General features: G+C 68.2%; 18 protein-coding genes and 1 pseudogene. 5 read left to right on the top strand and 14 right to left on the bottom strand.

All coding sequences use genetic code 11. The features are described from left to right. Positions 1–109 precede the first annotated feature (109 nt). Positions 110–1,345: an acyltransferase gene (locus G3N96_RS05275; protein WP_206136527.1), complete on the top strand. Its 1,236-nt coding sequence runs from the start codon at positions 110–112 to the stop codon at positions 1,343–1,345. 76 nt (positions 1,346–1,421) lie between these two features. Here the strand turns inward: G3N96_RS05275 and G3N96_RS05270 are convergent, their stop codons facing one another. From G3N96_RS05270 to G3N96_RS05240, 7 genes are all read right to left on the bottom strand, one after another. Further along, a complete protein-coding gene (locus G3N96_RS05270) occupies positions 1,422–2,195 on the bottom strand; it encodes an SDR family oxidoreductase (RefSeq protein ID WP_206136526.1) in 774 nt (257 codons plus the stop codon). A gap of 32 nt (positions 2,196–2,227) precedes the next feature. Beyond that, positions 2,228–3,814 carry a FadD3 family acyl-CoA ligase gene (locus G3N96_RS05265; protein ID WP_277399429.1) on the bottom strand — a complete coding sequence of 529 codons (1,587 nt, stop codon included), beginning with the start codon at positions 3,812–3,814 and terminating at the stop codon, positions 2,228–2,230. Positions 3,815–3,853: 39 nt separating this feature from the next. Then, complete coding sequence (locus tag G3N96_RS05260; protein WP_206136524.1) at positions 3,854–4,909, bottom strand: ferredoxin--NADP reductase; 1,056 nt, start codon at positions 4,907–4,909, stop codon at positions 3,854–3,856. A 15-nt stretch (positions 4,910–4,924) separates the two neighbouring features. Further along, on the bottom strand, positions 4,925–5,443 hold the full coding sequence (locus G3N96_RS05255; RefSeq protein WP_124577120.1) for a flavin reductase family protein: 519 nt from the start codon (positions 5,441–5,443) through the stop codon (positions 4,925–4,927). After that, the gene (locus G3N96_RS05250; RefSeq protein WP_206136523.1) at positions 5,440–7,200 is read right to left on the bottom strand and encodes an FAD-dependent oxidoreductase; all 1,761 of its coding nucleotides are present in this window, start codon (positions 7,198–7,200) and stop codon (positions 5,440–5,442) included. The genes G3N96_RS05255 and G3N96_RS05250 overlap by 4 nt, the downstream gene beginning before the upstream one ends. Before the next feature lie 10 nt (positions 7,201–7,210). Continuing rightward, positions 7,211–8,404, bottom strand: coding sequence for an acyl-CoA dehydrogenase family protein (locus G3N96_RS05245; RefSeq protein ID WP_206136522.1), 1,194 nt, complete (start codon positions 8,402–8,404; stop codon positions 7,211–7,213). Positions 8,405–8,567: 163 nt separating this feature from the next. Beyond that, positions 8,568–9,707, bottom strand: coding sequence for an LLM class flavin-dependent oxidoreductase (locus G3N96_RS05240; RefSeq protein WP_124577126.1), 1,140 nt, complete (start codon positions 9,705–9,707; stop codon positions 8,568–8,570). A 258-nt stretch (positions 9,708–9,965) separates the two neighbouring features. On the opposite strand from G3N96_RS05240, the gene G3N96_RS05235 reads away from it, so the two are divergent. After that, positions 9,966–10,316: a VOC family protein gene (locus G3N96_RS05235; RefSeq protein WP_175011909.1), complete on the top strand. Its 351-nt coding sequence runs from the start codon at positions 9,966–9,968 to the stop codon at positions 10,314–10,316. Between the two features lie 57 nt (positions 10,317–10,373). On the opposite strand, the gene G3N96_RS05230 is transcribed toward G3N96_RS05235, so the two are convergent. Then, the gene (locus tag G3N96_RS05230; protein ID WP_206136521.1) at positions 10,374–11,234 is read right to left on the bottom strand and encodes a LysR family transcriptional regulator; all 861 of its coding nucleotides are present in this window, start codon (positions 11,232–11,234) and stop codon (positions 10,374–10,376) included. A gap of 159 nt (positions 11,235–11,393) precedes the next feature. On the opposite strand from G3N96_RS05230, the gene G3N96_RS05225 reads away from it, so the two are divergent. Then, a complete protein-coding gene (locus tag G3N96_RS05225) occupies positions 11,394–12,782 on the top strand; it encodes a DHA2 family efflux MFS transporter permease subunit (RefSeq protein WP_206136520.1) in 1,389 nt (462 codons plus the stop codon). A gap of 113 nt (positions 12,783–12,895) precedes the next feature. On the opposite strand, the gene G3N96_RS05220 is transcribed toward G3N96_RS05225, so the two are convergent. From G3N96_RS05220 to G3N96_RS05210, 3 genes are all read right to left on the bottom strand, one after another. Then, the gene (locus G3N96_RS05220) at positions 12,896–13,186 is read right to left on the bottom strand and encodes a type II toxin-antitoxin system RelE/ParE family toxin (RefSeq protein ID WP_206136519.1); all 291 of its coding nucleotides are present in this window, start codon (positions 13,184–13,186) and stop codon (positions 12,896–12,898) included. Beyond that, positions 13,174–13,452 carry a CopG family ribbon-helix-helix protein gene (locus G3N96_RS05215; protein WP_206136518.1) on the bottom strand — a complete coding sequence of 93 codons (279 nt, stop codon included), beginning with the start codon at positions 13,450–13,452 and terminating at the stop codon, positions 13,174–13,176. The genes G3N96_RS05220 and G3N96_RS05215 overlap by 13 nt, the downstream gene beginning before the upstream one ends. A gap of 191 nt (positions 13,453–13,643) precedes the next feature. Next, positions 13,644–14,024: a DUF4377 domain-containing protein gene (locus G3N96_RS05210; protein ID WP_206136517.1), complete on the bottom strand. Its 381-nt coding sequence runs from the start codon at positions 14,022–14,024 to the stop codon at positions 13,644–13,646. A gap of 94 nt (positions 14,025–14,118) precedes the next feature. Here G3N96_RS05210 and G3N96_RS05205 point away from each other — a divergent pair. Both G3N96_RS05205 and G3N96_RS05200 read left to right on the top strand, forming a co-directional pair. Further along, positions 14,119–14,229 (top strand): annotated as a pseudogene (locus G3N96_RS05205) (SDR family oxidoreductase); the annotation flags it as partial. 94 nt (positions 14,230–14,323) lie between these two features. Beyond that, entirely contained in the window at positions 14,324–15,517 is a 1,194-nt protein-coding gene (locus G3N96_RS05200; RefSeq protein ID WP_206136516.1) for a tyrosine-type recombinase/integrase, read from the top strand. A gap of 46 nt (positions 15,518–15,563) precedes the next feature. Here the strand turns inward: G3N96_RS05200 and G3N96_RS05195 are convergent, their stop codons facing one another. The 3 genes from G3N96_RS05195 to G3N96_RS05185 form a co-directional block, all read right to left on the bottom strand. Continuing rightward, the gene (locus G3N96_RS05195; protein ID WP_206136515.1) at positions 15,564–15,962 is read right to left on the bottom strand and encodes a lysozyme inhibitor LprI family protein; all 399 of its coding nucleotides are present in this window, start codon (positions 15,960–15,962) and stop codon (positions 15,564–15,566) included. Between the two features lie 168 nt (positions 15,963–16,130). Further along, entirely contained in the window at positions 16,131–16,349 is a 219-nt protein-coding gene (locus G3N96_RS05190; protein WP_041493558.1) for a YXWGXW repeat-containing protein, read from the bottom strand. Between the two features lie 62 nt (positions 16,350–16,411). Next, positions 16,412–17,575 carry a DUF1501 domain-containing protein gene (locus G3N96_RS05185; protein WP_206136514.1) on the bottom strand — a complete coding sequence of 388 codons (1,164 nt, stop codon included), beginning with the start codon at positions 17,573–17,575 and terminating at the stop codon, positions 16,412–16,414. Positions 17,576–17,610: the final 35 nt, after the last annotated feature.

Raw genomic sequence — 17,610 nt, 5'->3', positions numbered from 1 at the left:
TCCGGGTGCGAACCCGCATCGTCATGGCATCGCAGTTCCTACTGGGGACCCAGCGTTTCTGACCGCCAGGTTGATTTACACTTCGGCGTCCAACCCACCCACGTTATCGATGACGAAGTCCGCTCCGCCCCCCAATAGTCCGCGCGTATTCGGACTGGATATACTGCGTGCGCTCGCGGTTCTCCTCGTTCTCGCCAGCCATACCGTGGCGCACGGGGCGCCGCCTGCGTGGCTGCGATGGTACTTCTCGGCACAGGGGACGATCGGCGTAGAGATCTTTTACGTTCTGAGCGGGTTCCTGATCGGAAGCGTACTGATCCGGTCCCGGAAAGCGGGCAAGCTCAAGGCCCCGGGCGATGTTCTTGATTTCTGGAAGCGCCGCTGGGCACGCACCCTCCCGCTCTATGCCTTCTTCCTGCTCGTCTATCTACGCTTCGACTACCACGGCCCCGCATCGCTCGACGTCGCCTGGCCGTTCTTCCTCTTTCTCCAGAATCTGGCGTGGCCGATAGGACCATTCTTCGAGCACTCGTGGAGCCTGGCCGTCGAGGAATGGTTCTACCTGTTGCTCCCGTGCGTATTTCTCGCCGCCGCAGGGATGCTGAAGTCGAACGGACGTGCGATGCTCGCAACGTGCGCCGTGTTCATCGTTGGCCCGCTTGTCGCACGGATCGTTTTTGGTTGGCATGCCCAGTCGCTATCGGATGTCGATCGTCATGTTCGATCCATCGTCTTGTGCCGGCTGGATTCCCTGTTCATTGGGGTAATCGTTGCATATATCCGCATCGAACGACCGAAACAGTTTGCGCGTCTTGCATCGCTCTGGAAATTTGCGTTGCCGATTTTTGCCGCCCTGACGCTCTACTTCGCATGCGGTGCGCCTTATCTCGTCACCAACGCCATCGTCCGCACCATGACATACCCGATGCTGTCCGTCGTCATCGCCGCGTTGCTTCCCGCAGCGATGACCATTCGCACGTCGGGCAGTCGTCTGCTCGATCGTTTCATCGACTGGACCAGTCGGATTTCGTATTCCCTCTACCTGGGACACATCTGCATGCTGACACTGGTGCTCGGCATGTTTGCAAAATACGGATGGTCAATCGAAAGTCATCGCACGACACTCATCCTGTATGTCACCCTCGCCGGCTTCTATTTCGCATTCGCACATCTGACATACAAGTTCGTCGAGCAGCCTTACATCCGGCTTCGCGACAAGGTCATGGGAAACAGCGATGAGCGAAGCGGGTGCAATGCTGTGAGCGTTCCCTCAGTCCGGCCGGAAACCCCGGCAAAGCGTTCGCCGGAAGTGCTTGCGAACGTGCAACACATCGAGCATCGGTAGCAGGGCCGTCACGCGAATCGGAAATGCAAAGGCCGCTCGCAACGAGCGGTCAGCCCTTCGCGTTCGGTCGGCCGTGCTACAACCCATACCCCCCAGACACATTCAACTGCTGCCCGGTAATGTAATTGGCCCGGTCCGACGCCAGGAACACCGCCGCCCGCCCGACGTCATGCGCCTTCCCCCAGCGCTTGAGCGCGAGCATCTTCCGCGTCTCGTCGATCCACGCCTGGTCGAACTGCCCCTGTTCGAGCAGCACCGGAAACATCCCGGCCTCGATCACGCCGACCAGGATCGAATTCGCGCGAATGTCGTAACGCCCTTCCTCGCGCGCCAGCCCTTTCACCAGCGCCTCGTTCGCCGCCTTCGGCGCGACCGACAGCCCGTCGCGATCCGGCCAGCGCAGATGCCCGGCCGAGCCGAGCGTCACGAACGATCCGCCGCCCGACGCACGGAAGTGCGGCAACGCCGCCTTCGCCGCCACGAAGAAGCCGACCGTCTCGACGTCGATCGCGCGGCGCCAGTCGTCGTGCATCATGTCGCCGATATGGCGCTGGTTCACGAACGGCCCGGCCGCCCAGACGACCGTGTGCACGCGGCCATGCGCGCCGATCGCGGCCGCGAGCGCGGCCTCGACCTGGGCTGGATCGGTCACGTCCACGCAGTGCGTGGTGGCCGCGACACCTTCGCCGCGAATATCGCGCGCGACGCGCTCGGCCACGTCGGCCTTGCTCCGATAACCCACCGCGACCGGCACGCCGGCACGCGCGAACTCGAGCGCGACACCCTGCCCGATCCCGCCACTGCCGCCGAACACCAGCACCGCGCCCTGCGGAAATCCGTTGTCGTTCATGCGTTCATCCCGTTCGTGTGATGCATCGGCACTCAGGCCGCCGCGTCGGTCCCCGCCCGCAGGCGGTACTTCAGCACCTTGCCGGCCGCGCTCGTCGGCAGTTGCTCGACGAACGTGAAATGCCGCGGCACCTTGTAGTTCGCCATGTTGCGGCGCGCCCAGTCGTTCAGTTCGTCGGCGTCGGCATGCGCGCCCGGCCGCAGCACGACATACGCATGCCCGACTTCGCCGAGCCGCGTATCGGGCACGCCGACCAGCGCGACCTGCGCAATCGCCGGATGCGCGGCGAGCAGCCGCTCGATCTCGGCCGGATAGCAGTTGAAGCCGCCGACGATGAACATGTCCTTGATGCGATCGGTGATCTTCAGGTTGCCGTTCGCATCGACGCAGCCGAGATCGCCCGTATGCAGCCAGCCGTCCGCATCGACGGTCTCGCGCGTCGCGTCCGGCTGGTTGAAGTAGCCGCGCATCACGTTGTAGCCGCGCACCCAGATCTCGCCGGTCTCGTCCGGCCCGAGCGGCTCACCGCCTTCACCCGCGATGCGCAATTCGACCTCCGGCATCGGGCGCCCCGACGTAAAGGCAACGGTTTGCGCATCGTCGCCCTGGCGGCACAGCGTCGCGAAGCCGCACGATTCGGTCAGCCCGTAGCCGGTCAGCACCGTCTCGAAGCCGAGCTCCGTACGCATCCGCTCGATCAGGCTCGGCGCGATCGCCGCCGCGCCCGTCACCGCGATCCGCAGCGACGACAGGTCGCGCGTCGCGCGATCGGGTGCATCGAGCAGCGCGTGGTACAGCGTCGGCGGGCCCGGCAGCACCGAGACGCGATCGTCGGCGACGCGCCGCAGCACGTCGGCCGGCTGGAACACGAGATGCGGCAGCACGGTCGCGCCGCTCGACAGCGCGGCGAGCCAGCCGGCCTTGTAGCCGAACGTGTGGAAGAACGGATTGACGATCAGGTAGCGGTCGTCGGCGCGCACGCCGGCGATCGCCGCCCATGCCTGCGCGGCGCGCAGGTTCTGGCCGTGCGCGGTCATCACGCCCTTCGGACGGCCCGTCGTGCCGGATGTGAACATCAGGTCCATCACGGTGTCCGGCGTGACCTGCGCCTCGCGTTCGCGCACCGCGGCCAGCGGCACCTCGGCGCCGCGCGCGAGGAACGCGTCCCAGGTCTCGTCGCGCGCACCGGGTGGCGGCTCGCCGTCGAACACGACGACGCGCTCGAGCGTCGCGGGCCGGTGCGGCGCGAGCATCGCCGGATACGATTCGCCGAGGAAGGCGCCGCAGCAGAACAGCAGCCGCGCGCCGCCGTCGTGCAGGATGCCGCCCACCTCCATCCCCTTCATCCGCGTATTGACCGGCACGAGGATCGCGCCGACGGTGTGGATCGCCAGCGCCGCGACGATCCATTGCGGCAGGTTCGGCGCCCACACCGCGACGCGGTCGCCTGTCTCGATACCGCTCGCGAGCAGCGCGCGGGCCGCGTCGACGCGCGCCGCGTCGAGTTCCGCGTAGGTCAGCCGGCCATGCTCCGACTCGATCGCCGGATGCGCGCCGTGGCGCGCGGCTGCCCGGGCGATCAGCGCGGGCGTGGTCAGGATTTCGTTGTCCATCGTCATAGATCAGGGTGGCCGTGCGCGCCGCCGGCGCGCGACGGCTCAGTCGGGAAACACCACGCGCAGCGCGTCGCTCGCGGGCCGTGCGCAACAGGCGAGCGTCCAGCCGGCCGCGATCTCGTCGTCATCGAGCACGTGGTTGCTGTCGAGCGCGACCTCGCCGCGCTCGATCCGGCACATGCACGCACCACATTGCCCCATCCGGCAGGAATTCGGCGCCGGCACCCCCGCGCGCAGCATCGCGTCGAGCAGCGTTTCGCCGGGGGCGCTGTCGAACGCGAACGCATCGCCGTCCAGCACCGTCTCGATCGACGCGCCATCGCCGGATGCCGAGGCCGCCGCCGCGACGCTTGACGCCGTCGTATCCGCCTGCGCCTGCGCCGGCGCATCGGGCAGCGAGGCAAAACGCTCGACATGGACCCGCGAGCGCGGCAACCCGAGGCCGAGCATCGCGGCCAGCGCGTTCTCCATGAACAGCGCGGGCCCGCAGATGAACGTCTCCTGCCGGCTGAACGGCCGCGCGAGTTCCTCGAGATGGCGCTGCTGCGGAATGCCCTGCACGCTGTCGAGCCAATGAATCACGCGCACGCGGCCCGGATGGCGCTGCGCGAGCTGCTGCAATTCGGCACGGAAAATCACCGAGCGTTCGTCGCGGTTTGCGTAGATCAGCGTCAGCATCCCGCGTCCGTGCACGAGCGCCGATTTCAGGATCGACAGCACCGGCGTGATGCCGCTGCCGCCCGCGAACAGCAGCAGGTCGCCATCGAGCGTGCGCGGCGTGAACACGCCGGCCGGCGGCAGCACGTCGAGCGCATCGCCCGCCTTCACGCGGTCGCACAGCCAGTTCGACGCGCGGCCGTCGCGCACGCGCTTGACGGTGATCTTCGGCGCGGCGTCGATGCCGGGCGCACTCGACAGCGAATAACAGCGCGCGACGGTCGCGTCCGCGCACGGCACGTTCAGCGTCAGGAACTGGCCGGGCCGGTACGCGAAGGCGTCGCGCAACGCGGCCGGCACGTCGAACACGAACGAGCACGCGTCGTCGCTTTCGGCAATCACGTCGGCCACGGTCAGCCGATGGAAGCGCGAATCGCTCATGGCCGGCTCCTCACGTCACGCGGCCGCACGGGCCACCGGCGCACCGGGCGTCGTGTAGGCACCGTCGAGATAGACGAGCGGATCGACGTCGCCGCTCATCAGCACCTCGCGAATGCGCCCGATGAACACCGTGTGCGTGCCGTATTCGAAGCGGCCGTCCTGCTCGCACACGAGGCTCGCCTGCGCGTCGCGCAAATACGGCACGCCGAGCGCCGACGTGTGCCAGTCGCCGGTCGTGAAGCGCGCCTCGCCCTTCAGGCGGCCGCTGCAGTCGATCGCGATGCCTTCGTGCGCCGCCGCCAACACGTTCACGCAGAAGCCGGCACCCGCGTCGAGCGGCGGATACAGCGACGCACTGCGGTTGATGCAGATCAGCAGCGAAGGCGGATCGGTGGACAGCGAATCGACCGCCGTCGCGGACATCGAATAGCGCCGGCCGTCGTGCGCGCTGCTGATGACCGTGACGGAGCGCGCGAGGCGGCGCATCGCGAGCAGCATGTCGGTGCGCAGCGGATGGGTAGTGAGATCGCTCATGATCGGACTCCGTCAAGTTCAGTCGTGGAAGGCCGGGCGGGCTGCCCGCCGGCGTCGGCTGCACGAGCAGCCAGGTGGTCGGCGGCGAGATACCCGAAGGTCATCGCCGGACCGAGCGTCGAGCCCGCGCCGGGGTAGCTCGCGCCCATCATCGAGGCGCTGGTGTTGCCGATCGCGTAAAGACCGTCGATCGGCTCGCCGTCGGCGCGCAGCACGCGGGCATGCACGTCGGTGACGAGCCCGCCCTTCGTGCCGATATCGCCCGCATCGATCCGCACCGCGTAGAACGGCGCCTGGTCGACCGGCCCGAGGCACGGGTTCGGTTTGTTCCGCGGATCGCCGTAGTACGTGTCGAACAGGTTGTCGCCCTTGCCGAACGCCTCGTCGATCCCGGTTGCCGCGTAGCGGGCCATGTCGCGCAGCGTGTCGTGCAGGCCGGCCGCGTCGACGCCGATGCGCGCCGCGAGCGCGTCGATCGTGTCGGCCTTCACGATCACGTCGCGGAACGCGGCCGGAATCCGCGCATCGGGCATCATCGACGCCGGCATGATCGGCCCGCACGGATACTTGCGGCGAAACCGCGCGTCGAACACCATCCACGCGGGCACGCTCGCGCCGGTGCGCGCATGGTCGCGATACATCGCCGGCACGAATTCGGAATACGGCGCGGCTTCGTTGACGAAGCGCTTGCCTAAGCGGTTCACGATCACGCAGCCCGGCAGGTTGCGCTCGACGAACAGCGCGCGCTGCTTCTCCTCGCCGGCGACACCGACCGTCGGCGCGCCCCACACGTGCGCCATCAGCGCCAGCGCACCGCCGAGCCGGTGGCCTTCGGCGATCGCATCGCCGGTGTTGGCCGGCGGCGTCGCGCTCCACTGCGCCTGCGTCGGCTGCGGCAGGTAGTGCTCGCGCATCGGCTGGTTGCGCTCGAAACCGCCCGCGCCGAGGATCACGCCACGCCGCGCGACGATCGTCACCGGCTGCCCGAAGCGCTGCGCGCGCACGCCGGTCACGCGGCCGTCGACGTCGAGCAGATCGCGCATCGGCGTGTCGAGCCACACGGGTACGTTGCGGTCGAGCAGCGCGCGGCGCAGCCCGCCGATCAGCGCGTTGCCAAGCGTCAGGCGCCGGTCGCGCCGCGTGCGGCGGCGCATCCCGATATCGAGCCAGTAGCGGCCGAACTGCGCGATCGCGAGCTTCATGAAGCCGGGCCCGCGCGAGAACAGCGTGTGCGCCTCCTTCGACGTCACGGCCACACGCCCGCCGATCAGCGTGCCGGGCGACGCCGGCCGCAGCCGGTCGAGTTCGTCGCCGAGCAGCCCGCCGTCGAACGGCATCGGATCGAGCGCACGGTAGCCCGGCATCGCGCCCGGCACCTTCTGGAAATAGTCCGCGTATCTCGGCAGCGACTGGTAACGCACCGGCGTCTTCGTTTCCAGGTAGCGCAGCATTTCCGGCGCGCGGTCGAGATAGGTGTCGATCTTCTCGGGCGTCGATTCGCCGGCCACGCACGCTTCGATGTAGCCGCGCGCGGCCTCGCGCGAATCGGTCGCGCCCAGTTCGGCGATATGGTGGTTGCACGGCACCCAGATGCCGCCGCCCGACACGGCCGACGTGCCGCCGTACAGCGCCGTCTTCTCGATCACGACGACGGACAGGCCGCGGTCGGCCGCGCGGCACGCGGCGAGCAGCGCGCCCGCACCCGAACCGACGACCACCACGTCGAACACGTATTGCTGTGCTTGCGGGTCGTTCATCGCGTCTCCATCAGATGAAGAAGTCGGTGTTCTCGCGGCCGAGCATCACGGCGCCGAGGTTCTGGCCGAAGCGATCGACGTTGTTCGCGTAGTGCGCGCGGGCCGCATGCAGGTCGAGGAAGCGGCGCACCAGCGGATTGCGGTGATAGATGCCGTTGCCGCCCGCATAGCGCAGCAGCGCGTTCGCCGCCTGCGCGCAGCGCTCGGCGACCTGCGCGGACTGGTAGCGGAAATGCACGCGGCGCTCGATCGACACGGCCGGGCCGCCGGTGACGGATGCCATCAGTTCCGCGAAATTGCGCTTGAGCAGCACCTGCATCTCGTCGATCGCGACGGCCGCGTTCGCGCACGCGTTCTGCGCGCCCGGATCGTCGGTCGTCTTCGCGCCGCTGTTGGCCGACACGCGCGTGGCCGCATAGCCGGTGAAATCGTCGAGCGCGCCCTGCAGCGCGCCGATGCACGACGTGCACACCGCGCGCACGAAGATCTGCGCGAACGGCAGCTTGAACAGCGGCGCGTCGTTGACGGCCAGGCCGGGGCTCGTGCCCATCATCCCGTCGATCGCCTTGTGCGTGCGGTACGCGGGCACGAACACGTCGTCGACGACGATGTCGTGGCTGCCCGTCGCGCGCAGGCCGAGCACGTCCCAGTCCTGCTGGATCCGGTAGTCGGCTTTCGGCAGCAGGAAGGTGCGGTACTCGGGCGGCTGGCCGGCAACGGCTGGCGGCACCAGCGCGCCGAGGAACACCCATTCGCACAGTTCGCTGCCGCTCGAGAACTTCCAGTGGCCCGACAGGCGGAAGCCGCCGTCGACCGGCGTCACGCGGCCGACCGGCATGTAGGTCGACGCGATCAGCGTGGACGGATCGTCACCCCACACGTCCTGCTGCGCGCGTTCGTCGAACAGCGCGAGCTGCCAGTTGTGCACGCCGACGACGCCGTACACCCACGCGGTCGACATGCAGCCGCGCGCGAGCGCCATCTGGATGTCGAAGAACGCCTGCGGATCGAGCTCGTAGCCGCCATGGCGCTTCGGCTGCAGCACCTTGAAGAAGCCGGCGGCCTGCATGTCGGCGATCGTCTCGGCCGGGATGCGGCCCTGCGCGTCCGCCTGCGCGGCGCGGCCGGCCAGCGTCGGCGCCAGGGCCTCGGCCCGGGCGATCAGCGTGGCGGCCAGTGCGTTCGAATCGTTGTCGCGATGCACGAATGTCTCCTGTGAAGCGGGTGATGCGCCGCGGCGCGTGCCCCGCTCTCGTTCAAAGTTGTTCGGCGCGGCCTGGCCGCGGGCGATGCTCGCCACCACCGATGGTCGGCTTCGCGCGACCGCGCCGCATCGTCCGACCGGACGACGGGCGCGGCCCGGTGCATCACGCGCAGGCGCGCTCCTTCTCCTTGTTGAAGAACGGGATCACGTGCTCGCCGATGTTGCGGATCGTCTCCATCTGCGCGTCGTGCGGCACCGTACCCATCTGGCACAGGAACAGCACCTCGTCGACGCCGGCCTCCTGCAGACGGCCGACATAGCCGATGCAGTCGTCCACCGTGCCGTACGCGTGGTTCGGGTTCATCATCGCGAGCGCCGGGTCGGCGAAGTTCACGACGACTTCCTCCGACGCGAAGCGCGAGCGGATCACCATCTCGCCGGTATCGGCCTGCACGAGGTCGTCGCCCCACTTCGCCGGGTCCGGACGCTCGCCGCCCGTGTACCAGTACGCAAGCGACTCCATGAAGTAGCGCTGGCCGCGGATGCCGATCTTGCGGGCGGCCTGGCCGTCGGCCATCACGACCGTCGGGCACAGCGCCGCGAGGTGCTGGGTCGGGCGAAAGCCGACCTGGTCTTCCGGCTTGCGGTTCGCCCACGCTTCGCGGTACACGGCGTTCTTCTTCGCGACTTCGTCGGGGCCGCCGAAGCCGAGCACCAGTGCGCCCATCCCGCGCTGGCCGGCGCGCAGCAGCGCGTCGGTGTTGGTACACGCGAGGTACATCGGCGGATGCGGATCCTGGAACGGCTTCGGGTGGATCGGACGCTTCGGAATCTTGATGTACTTGCCGTCGTGCTCGATCTCGTCCTGCACGAACATCTTCGGCACGAGGTACATCGATTCGTCGATCATCGGCTGCAGTTCGTTGAGGTCATAGCCGAACGCGCCGGCTTCCTGCTGGCTGCCGCCCTTGCCGACGCCGAAGTGCACGCGGCCGCCGGACAGGATGTCGAGCAGCGCGACGCGCTCCGCGACCTTGATCGGGTGGTTCATCGCCGGCGGCAGGCACACGACGCCATGACCGAGGCCGATGCGCGTCGTGCGGCCGGCCAGGTACGCAAGGAAGGTTTCCGGCGCGCTCATGTGCGCATAGTGGGTCAGCGACGTGTGCTCGACGCACCAGATCGTGTCGAAGCCGACCTGCTCGGCGAGCAGCGCCTGTTCGACCGTCTCCTTGAATACCCGGTGGTCGCCCTCGCGCGATGCGTCGGTGGTCTGGGCTTCGTAGATGAGGGAAAACTTCATTGCGTGCGTCTCCATGGTTGTTGGACGAGTCGGGTCGTGCAGCCCGCCCGCACGATACGGACGAAGCGCGACGGTCCACGAATGGAAGTGTCGGCGCGCCGGCTGGCGCGGGCATCATCTGTTCGGAGTAGCTACCTCCCTGTGGGGACAGAGGGGTTTCACCGTCATCCGATCGGACTGCGTGGCGGCGGGAGCGGCGCGCTAGCATCGAACGGCGGGCGCGTGGCGCGCGCCGACCAACGACAACGGAGAGAGGGAATGAAGGTATCGATGCTGCTGTATCCGGTCGACGACATCGACACGGCGCTGCCGCTGTTCGTCGACGGGCTGGGCCTGAACGTGAAGTTCCGCGACGGCGACCGTTATTGCGCGCTCGACGGCGGCCCGCTGACGATCGCGCTGGTCGCGGGCGACGAGCAGATCGTCGAGCGCGCGGCGCTCACGCTGCGCGTCGACGAGGACGACGACCTGTATGCGGCGATGGCGCGGGTCGTGAAGGCCGGCGCGTCGGTGCGCGTGCCGGTGCAGGCCGGGCCGCACGAATTCCGCGCGGTGCTGGAGGACAAGAACGGCGCGCTGCTCGTGATTTCGCAGAAACGGTCCGCATGACGGCACGCGACGCGGGCGTGGGCGCCGGATGCGGGTGCCGTGCCCGTGACGGATCCGTTACGCGTCCGCGCCCGGCGTGCTCAGGTCGCTCGCTTCCAGCAATTCGAGCAGCGTGCGCGCCGGCTGGCTGAGCCGCTTCGCGGCCAGCGCGATGAACTCGATGTCGGGCAGCACCGGCAGCGCGTCGCCGTTGACCAGCGGCGCGAGCCCGCGCGTCGACAGATAGTGCGACGTCGCGGTCAGGCCGAGCCCCGCGCGTGCGGCCGCGATGCAGCCCGGCTGGCTGCTGCTCGAACACACGACTTCCCAGCCGATCCCCTTCTCCGCGAGCGCGTTCAGGACGATCGCGCGCGTCACGCTCGGCTCGGCGACCAGCACGAGCGGCAGCGGCCGCTCCGGATCGACGACGGTGCCGGGCCGCGCGACCCATTCGAGCCGCGTGCGCAAGAGCGGCGTGCCGCGCCGTTCGCCGAGCCGCCGCTTGCCGATCATCAGGTCGAGCGCGCCCGCGTCCAGCCCTTCGCAGAGCCGGCTCGTCATGCCGGTGGTGATTTCCAGCGCGACGTCCGGATGCGCGGCGCGAAACCCGGCGAGCACGTCCGGCAACGCGACGAGCGCGAGGTCGTCCGGCGCGCCGAGCCGCACGAGCCCTTTCAGCCTCGGCTTGCGGAACTGCGATTCCGCGCGGTTCAGCGCCTGCAGGATCACGTTCGCATGCACGAGCAGCGCCTCGCCGTCGGCCGTCATCGCGATCGAATGCGTGTCGCGCACGAACAGCCGCCGGCCGACGCTCTCCTCGAGACGACGGATGTGTTCGCTGACGCTCGACTGGTTGAGCCCGAGCTGCCGGCCTGCTTCGGTGAAGCTGCGGCAGTTCGTGACGGTCGCGAACGTGTTGAGCCAGACGGGATTGAGCATGGCGCATTGTCATCGGCATTGCCGATGACAGTCAACGACTTCAGGCGGCTTCCCGATGACCATCGGAATCGGTACCATCGTGCGCTTGGAGACCGGCAGGCGCCGCGCAACCGCGTGAAGGCGCCCCCCACGCCGGGCTTTCGCACCACCGATTTCGCCATGTCCCGGGAACCCACACACGCCGCGCTGCTCTGGATCGTCGCCGCTGCCTTCTTCATGCAGTCGCTCGACACGACGATCGTCAACACCGCCCTGCCTTCGATCGCACAAAGCCTGCATGCGTCGCCGCTCGCGATGCAGCCCGTCGTGGTCGTCTATACGCTGACGATGGCGATGCTCACGCCGGCGTCCGGCTGGCTCGCCGACCGGTTCGGCACGCGCCGCGTGTTCTCCCTCGCAATTCTCGTGTTCGTGCTCGCCTCGATCGGCTGCGCGGCATCGCATACGCTCGGCCAGCTCGTCGCCGCGCGTGCGCTGCAGGGCATCGGCGGCTCGATGCTGCTGCCGATCGGGCGGCTCGCCGTGCTGCGCCGCGTGCCGGGCGAACAGTACGTCGCGGCGATCGCGTTCGTGTCGATCGCCGGCCAGCTCGGGCCGATCGTCGGGCCGACACTCGGCGGCTGGCTCACGCAGGCGATTTCGTGGCACTGGGTGTTCATCGTCAACGTGCCGGTCGGCGTGGTGGGCTTCGTCGCCGTGCAACGCTACCTGCCGCACGACCAGGCGCAACAGCCGCCGCCGTTCGACTTCGTCGGCTGTGCGCTGCTGTCGGTCGCGATGATCGCGCTGTCGCTCGCGATCGACCCGCCGATGCCCGCGCATCGCGCCGCATGGGCGGTCGGGCTCGCCGTGGTCGGGCTGGCGAGCGCGCTTGCGTATCTGCCGCACGCACGGCGGCGCGCGCAGCCGCTGTTCCGGCTCGGGCTGTTCCGTGAGCCGAACTTCGGCTCGGGGCTGCTCGGCAATTTGCTGTGCCGGATCGGCACGAGCTCCGTGCCGTTCATGCTGCCGCTGCTGATGCAGGTGCAGCTCGGCTATACGCCGCTGCAATCGGGGCTGATGATGCTGCCGGCCGCGATCGCGGGCGTCATCGCGAAACGCTGGATCGCGCCGCTCGTGAAGCGGTTCGGCTACGCGGCGTTCCTGGTCGTGAATACGGGGATCGTCGGGTGCGCGATCGCGGGGTTCGCGCTGGTGTCGGTGCGGCCCGCGCCGCTGCTGGAAGGCGCGCTGCTGATCGTGTTCGGCGCGGCGAACTCGATGCAGTTCGCGGCGATGAACGGCGTGACGTTGAAGGGGCTGTCGCACGCCGACGCCGGCAGCGGCAACAGCCTGTTCACGATGATGCAGATGCTGGCGATGGGGCTCGGCGTGTCGATCGGCGGCGGCCTCGTCAACCTGTTTGCCACCTATTGGGGCTCGATGGCGCACGGGTTCATGCTGTCGTTCACGTGCATGGGCGTGGTGACGCTGCTGTCGTCCGTCGTGTTCCGGCGGATCGATACGGCCGCGCCGCCGGCCCGCGCGGCCGCGCGTCCGTCCGCCTAATATTCGCTCGTATGGTGGAGATGGTAAGTACCCGCTGGATAAGACATGCTTGATGGCACGACGCCGACTAAACGGTTCATTCCGCGCTCACGTTCAGCTTCCGTCCGCCATGATCAATACCCCACCTCCTTCTGGTGTCGCACAGCCAAGATCGTGACGGCATTGCCGTCGAAGTGGTATCGCGCCAAGTAACCGCTATCCCCGAAATCGATGGGCCACTCCCGATACTGCTCAGGGAGATCTTCTATGAGACGTCCCATTCGAGGGTGAGTACCGAGAGCCTGAACGCCTTGTCTAATCGCTTCGCCAGCCCGCCTTGCGGCGTCAGGATTCTTCGACAACAAGAATTCCCGCAGTCGCTGCAGGTCTCGGATAGCCGCCGGTGCAAAGATTACTTGTGGCATTCGGGCGAGGGCAATTCGTTTTCAGCCCCCCAACTCGCGAGCCACTTATCCACTTCCTCAGCGGTCGCGTGCAGGCCAGTCGCCTGAAATTCATCCCACGCCTTGAGCGTGTCCTGATTCAACTCCTCACGCTTTTCCTCGCGCTCGACATACTGCTCAATGGCTTCACGCATGATCCAATGCGCGGTACGCCGACGTGCTTCAGCCAAGTGCTGAACCCGCCCTTTCAATTCATCATCAAGCTTGATGGATGTTGCCGCAACCATGACATGGCCTCCGTAGCAAAAGGTAATACCAGAGACTACTATAGACCCAAGCCCAACCCGAGTCCATGCAACCCCAATATCTAAGCCGACCAGTTGTTTCACTCATGGCTGCCCGGATGTCATGATTGACACGCCGCCGCGGGCGAGTACGTCGATGCGTCGACCTAGGCGGGACCGAGCCCCCTGCTAAGTCAGTTCGCCGCGCGGCGCTCGACGACGCGCTTGAGCGCCCAGCGGATCGACGAACCGTCGGCCGGCGGCTGCGCGACGCGGTATTCGTCGATTTCGAGCGTGTACAGGTAGCCGGGCTGGTACGCGAAGCCTTCGATACCGGCGTACCACAGGCTCCACGGCTCGTTGGGGCTGTTGCGCACCTGCAGGCACTCCATCGGCGCGACGCCCGTGCAGCGCGCGGATTGCGGCGCGACATAGACGGTCTTGGTCACCGGCTTGCTGTCGGCCGCGCGCACCGCGTTCGGCTGCGTGGCGACGGCGTCGGTCTGGCATCCGGCAAGGAGCGTGCTGCCGGCAATGACGGCCGCGCCGAGCAGCGTTCTGGATGGGCGAATCATCTGAGGTTCCTCAGGAAGCGTTGGAGGGCCGATTAGAGGTAACCACGACTAGAAAGTTCACAAATGCCTTACAGAAATCACGCCCCCCTTCATGCTCGGCGAGCCGCGCGACATCGCGGAACCGGTGACGTGGCTGTGCTCGCCCGCCGCGCGTTTCGTCACCGGTCAGGCGCTCGCTGTCGACGGCGAATTCACCGTGTGCTGATCGTGTACCATCGACGCTTCCCGATATGCCTGATCGCGCTGCGTTCGTCCGCCCTTCTGCGTGCGCACGATTCGCACACCGCACCCCGTTTCGCATGACCTCACCCGTTCCGTCCGACACCGCGCTGCGCCCGCTGCCGATCGATGCACTCGCCGTGCCGGCCGCGCTCGACGGACGCACGGGCACCAACCGCTCGAACAGCGCGCATCCGCAGATTGCCGCGACCAACGACCTCGACGCGGTGCGCGCGTGGCTCGCCCGCTTCGTCGACACACCGACCACGTTCCAGAACTACCGCAAGGAAGCCGAACGCCTGCTGCTGTGGGCCGTGATCGCGTGCGGCAAGCCGCTGTCGTCGCTCACGCACGAGGATCTGGTCGTCTACCGGCAGTTCCTGCTCGCGCCCGCGCCGGCCGAGCTGTGGTGCGCGAACGGCGGGCGCAAGCATCCGCGCGACGATCCGCGCTGGCGGCCGTTCTACGGGCCGCTGTCGGCGGCCAGCCAGCGGCAGGCGCTGGTGATCCTGAACGTGATGTTTTCGTGGCTCGTGCAGGCCGGCTATCTCGCCGGCAATCCGCTCGCGTTGTCGCGTCAGCGGCAGCGTCGGCCCGCGCCGCGCGTCACGCGCCATCTCGGGCAGCCGCTGTGGCAGTCGGTCAAGGATGCGATCGCCGCGATGCCGCGCGACGACGCGCGGGCAAGCTTCCATGCCGATCGTGCGCGCTGGCTGTTCACGCTGCTGTATCTCGGCGGGCTGCGCATCACCGAAGCGGCCGACACGACGATGGGCCAGTTTTTCTGCCGGCGCGACGCGGACGGGCGCGACCGCTGGTGGCTCGACGTGACGGGCAAAGGCGGCCGGCAGCGGCTCGTGCCGGCCACCGACGAGATGATGGCCGAGCTGTCGCGCTACCGGCGCGCGCACGGCCTGCCCGCGTTGCCGTCCGATGGCGAGGCCACACCGCTCGTGCTGCCGGTCGGCCAGGCGCGCAAGCCGCTCACGCGCGCGGCGCTGCACCGGATCGTGAAGCAGGTGTTCCGGCACGCGGCCGACCGGCTGCGTGTGAACGGCGAAGCCGGCGAGCAGCAGGCGCGCGTGCTCGAACAGGCGTCCGCGCACTGGCTGCGCCACAGCGCGGGCTCGCATATGGCCGACGGCCAAGTCGACCTGCGGCTCGTGCGCGACAACCTCGGTCACGTATCGCTGACGACGACGAGCCAGTACCTGCACGCGGACGACGACTGGCGGCATCGCGAGACGGAGGAGAAGCACCGGATCGGGTGGTAGGCGCGCGCCGATCTGACGGGTCGCGGCTCGTGCAACGCGTCCGCACTCAGTCTGCGAGTTCGAGCCCGCCCAGGCCGCCGTTGCCGCGGCATTTCGCGCGATCACTTTCGGCCGGCACGTCGATCTGCCCGCACAGCACGTCGATGCGCTTGCGGTAGCTGTCGATCAGGCACTGCGTCGTCGTGCAGCGGTTGCGCGCCTTCAGCCACGCCTTCTGGCCGGCGATGAACCGGTGATATTCGGGCGGATCCTCGACCGGGTAGTTGGCGAAGTCATCCACGACGTGCTGGTAATCCGCGTTGAGCGCGTCGTCGAGACGCGACAACGTCGGATTGGTGCAAATTTCGCGCTCCACGAACGTGGATGCTTTCGCGCAGTTGAACGACGCGGCCTGCGCGCCGGTCACGCCGGCCGCGACGGCCAGCGCAACGAGCCATGCTTTCATGTGGGTGCCGTAACGAAGAAGACGGCGGCCGCTGATCGGCTCGCCGTGATGGACGAACGGAAATGCCCGTCGCCGCGACCCGGCAGCTTAGGTCAACGCACGTCGCAATTCAATACGTTGCCCGGCATCCCGGCACCCTCGCCGCACGCCACGTCACGCCTCGCGTGATCAGTACACACCCACCCAGTGCCCGGGCACCCACGCCCAGTGATTGCCGGCCCACCGGTAATGCCCCTTCGCCCAGCGATAGCCTGGTGCGGGCATCGGCGGTGGTACCTCGACGACGGGCGCCGGTTGCGGCGGCCGCACGGGCTCGACCACGCAGGCGGACATCAGCGCCGCACTGGCCGTCACCAGCATGGCGAGCGATACGGATCGGATCTTCAACATCTTGTGTTCTCCCTTTTGTGTAGTAGATGGATTCATTGCCGAAGCGGCAACGTCGCGCGTCACGCGGTTCCGCGAATCAGCCCGCTCATCGGCCGCGTCGCACCGCTTTCCGCAAACAGCGCGGACGCGGTACGGCGCGGATCGAGCCGCAGGCTGTCGGCGGCGGCACCCGAAATCAGCGCGTCGAGCGACGCAGTCGGCTTCAGGTCGCGCCCGTCGTACAGGTCGCCCGGCCGCAACCCCGGCCAGTCGGCAATCACGCGGCCGCCCGCGACCGCGCCGCCCGCCAGCATCGCAACCGACGCCTGCCCGTGATCGGTGCCACCCGTGCCGTTCGCGGCCGCCGTGCGGCCGAACTCGGTTGCGACCAGCACCGTGGTTTGTTGCCACGCGGGCCCGAGGCCATCGCGCAGTGCCGCGAGCATCGTGTCGAGCGCTTTCAGCTGATTCCCGAGCCGTGCGTTCTGCGCGCTGTGCGTGTCCCAGCCGCCCGTCTCGATCATCGCGATGCGCGGGCCGTCGTCGCGCGCGAGGAACGTCGCGGCGAGCTTGCCGACGCCCGCCGGATCCTGCCGCGCATGCGCATCGCCGGCGAGGCCGCGCGCGTCCATCGCCGACTGCCACAACGGGCCGAGCTGCGCATCGGCCTCGTAGAGCGCCGACACGCGCGCGAGCAGGTCGTCCGGCGCGGCCGGCAAACCGGACGGCGCGTACGACGCGGCCTGCACGGTGCCGCGCAACGCGAGCGGCACGGTCGGCGCGAACGCGATCGCGTTTTCGCGCGTGGCCGGCAGCAGCGCGGCGAGCCGGTTCAGCCACCCGTCCTTCACCTGGTACGGCGCGCGGCCGCCCGTCTCGAGCACGTTCTGCCCGTCGAAATGCGAGCGGTCGCGATACGGCGACGCAATCGCATGAACGAACAGCGCCTGCCCGTCGCGGTACAACTGTGCGGTCTGCACGAGCGACGGATGCAGCGCGAACGTGCCGTCGAGCCGCGTCGCGGCCGACGTGTCGATTGCGAGCGGGCCGCGCAGCGACGCATACGCGGGCTCGGCATACGGCACGACGATGTTCAGGCCGTCGGCCGCGCCGCGCTGGATCACGAACACGAAGCGGCGATCGGTCTCGACGTTCGCGAACACGATCCGCGGCGCGACGAGGATCGCGCCTGCGCCGGCGGCGGCCACGCTCAGGAATTGTCGGCGGGACAGTGCCATGGTCATCTCCGTTGGAAATCGGGTGAGACGAGCAACAGCGA

This window comes from Burkholderia sp. Se-20373 (genome assembly GCF_017104705.1).
Taxonomy (GTDB): Bacteria; Pseudomonadota; Gammaproteobacteria; order Burkholderiales; family Burkholderiaceae; genus Burkholderia.
The sequence above is the reverse complement of the archived record's forward strand: the minus strand, read 5'-3'. Positions and strand labels throughout refer to the sequence as shown.

What these genes read in the sequence shown, in the direction of transcription:
- G3N96_RS05210 (WP_206136517.1), bottom strand. Translation starts at nt 14,024, where the DNA reads ATGATTCGCCCATCCAGAACGCTGCTCGGCGCGGCCGTCATTGCCGGC.
- G3N96_RS05240 (WP_124577126.1), bottom strand. Translation starts at nt 9,707, where the DNA reads ATGAAGTTTTCCCTCATCTACGAAGCCCAGACCACCGACGCATCGCGC.
- G3N96_RS05275 (WP_206136527.1), top strand. Translation starts at nt 110, where the DNA reads ATGACGAAGTCCGCTCCGCCCCCCAATAGTCCGCGCGTATTCGGACTG.
- G3N96_RS05260 (WP_206136524.1), bottom strand. Translation starts at nt 4,909, where the DNA reads ATGAGCGATTCGCGCTTCCATCGGCTGACCGTGGCCGACGTGATTGCC.
- G3N96_RS05255 (WP_124577120.1), bottom strand. Translation starts at nt 5,443, where the DNA reads ATGAGCGATCTCACTACCCATCCGCTGCGCACCGACATGCTGCTCGCG.
- G3N96_RS05235 (WP_175011909.1), top strand. Translation starts at nt 9,966, where the DNA reads ATGAAGGTATCGATGCTGCTGTATCCGGTCGACGACATCGACACGGCG.
- G3N96_RS05265 (WP_277399429.1), bottom strand. Translation starts at nt 3,814, where the DNA reads ATGACGATGGACAACGAAATCCTGACCACGCCCGCGCTGATCGCCCGG.
- G3N96_RS05250 (WP_206136523.1), bottom strand. Translation starts at nt 7,200, where the DNA reads ATGAACGACCCGCAAGCACAGCAATACGTGTTCGACGTGGTGGTCGTC.
- G3N96_RS05230 (WP_206136521.1), bottom strand. Translation starts at nt 11,234, where the DNA reads ATGCTCAATCCCGTCTGGCTCAACACGTTCGCGACCGTCACGAACTGC.
- G3N96_RS05200 (WP_206136516.1), top strand. Translation starts at nt 14,324, where the DNA reads ATGACCTCACCCGTTCCGTCCGACACCGCGCTGCGCCCGCTGCCGATC.
- G3N96_RS05220 (WP_206136519.1), bottom strand. Translation starts at nt 13,186, where the DNA reads ATGCCACAAGTAATCTTTGCACCGGCGGCTATCCGAGACCTGCAGCGA.
- G3N96_RS05215 (WP_206136518.1), bottom strand. Translation starts at nt 13,452, where the DNA reads ATGGTTGCGGCAACATCCATCAAGCTTGATGATGAATTGAAAGGGCGG.
- G3N96_RS05195 (WP_206136515.1), bottom strand. Translation starts at nt 15,962, where the DNA reads ATGAAAGCATGGCTCGTTGCGCTGGCCGTCGCGGCCGGCGTGACCGGC.
- G3N96_RS05270 (WP_206136526.1), bottom strand. Translation starts at nt 2,195, where the DNA reads ATGAACGACAACGGATTTCCGCAGGGCGCGGTGCTGGTGTTCGGCGGC.
- G3N96_RS05185 (WP_206136514.1), bottom strand. Translation starts at nt 17,575, where the DNA reads ATGACCATGGCACTGTCCCGCCGACAATTCCTGAGCGTGGCCGCCGCC.
- G3N96_RS05225 (WP_206136520.1), top strand. Translation starts at nt 11,394, where the DNA reads ATGTCCCGGGAACCCACACACGCCGCGCTGCTCTGGATCGTCGCCGCT.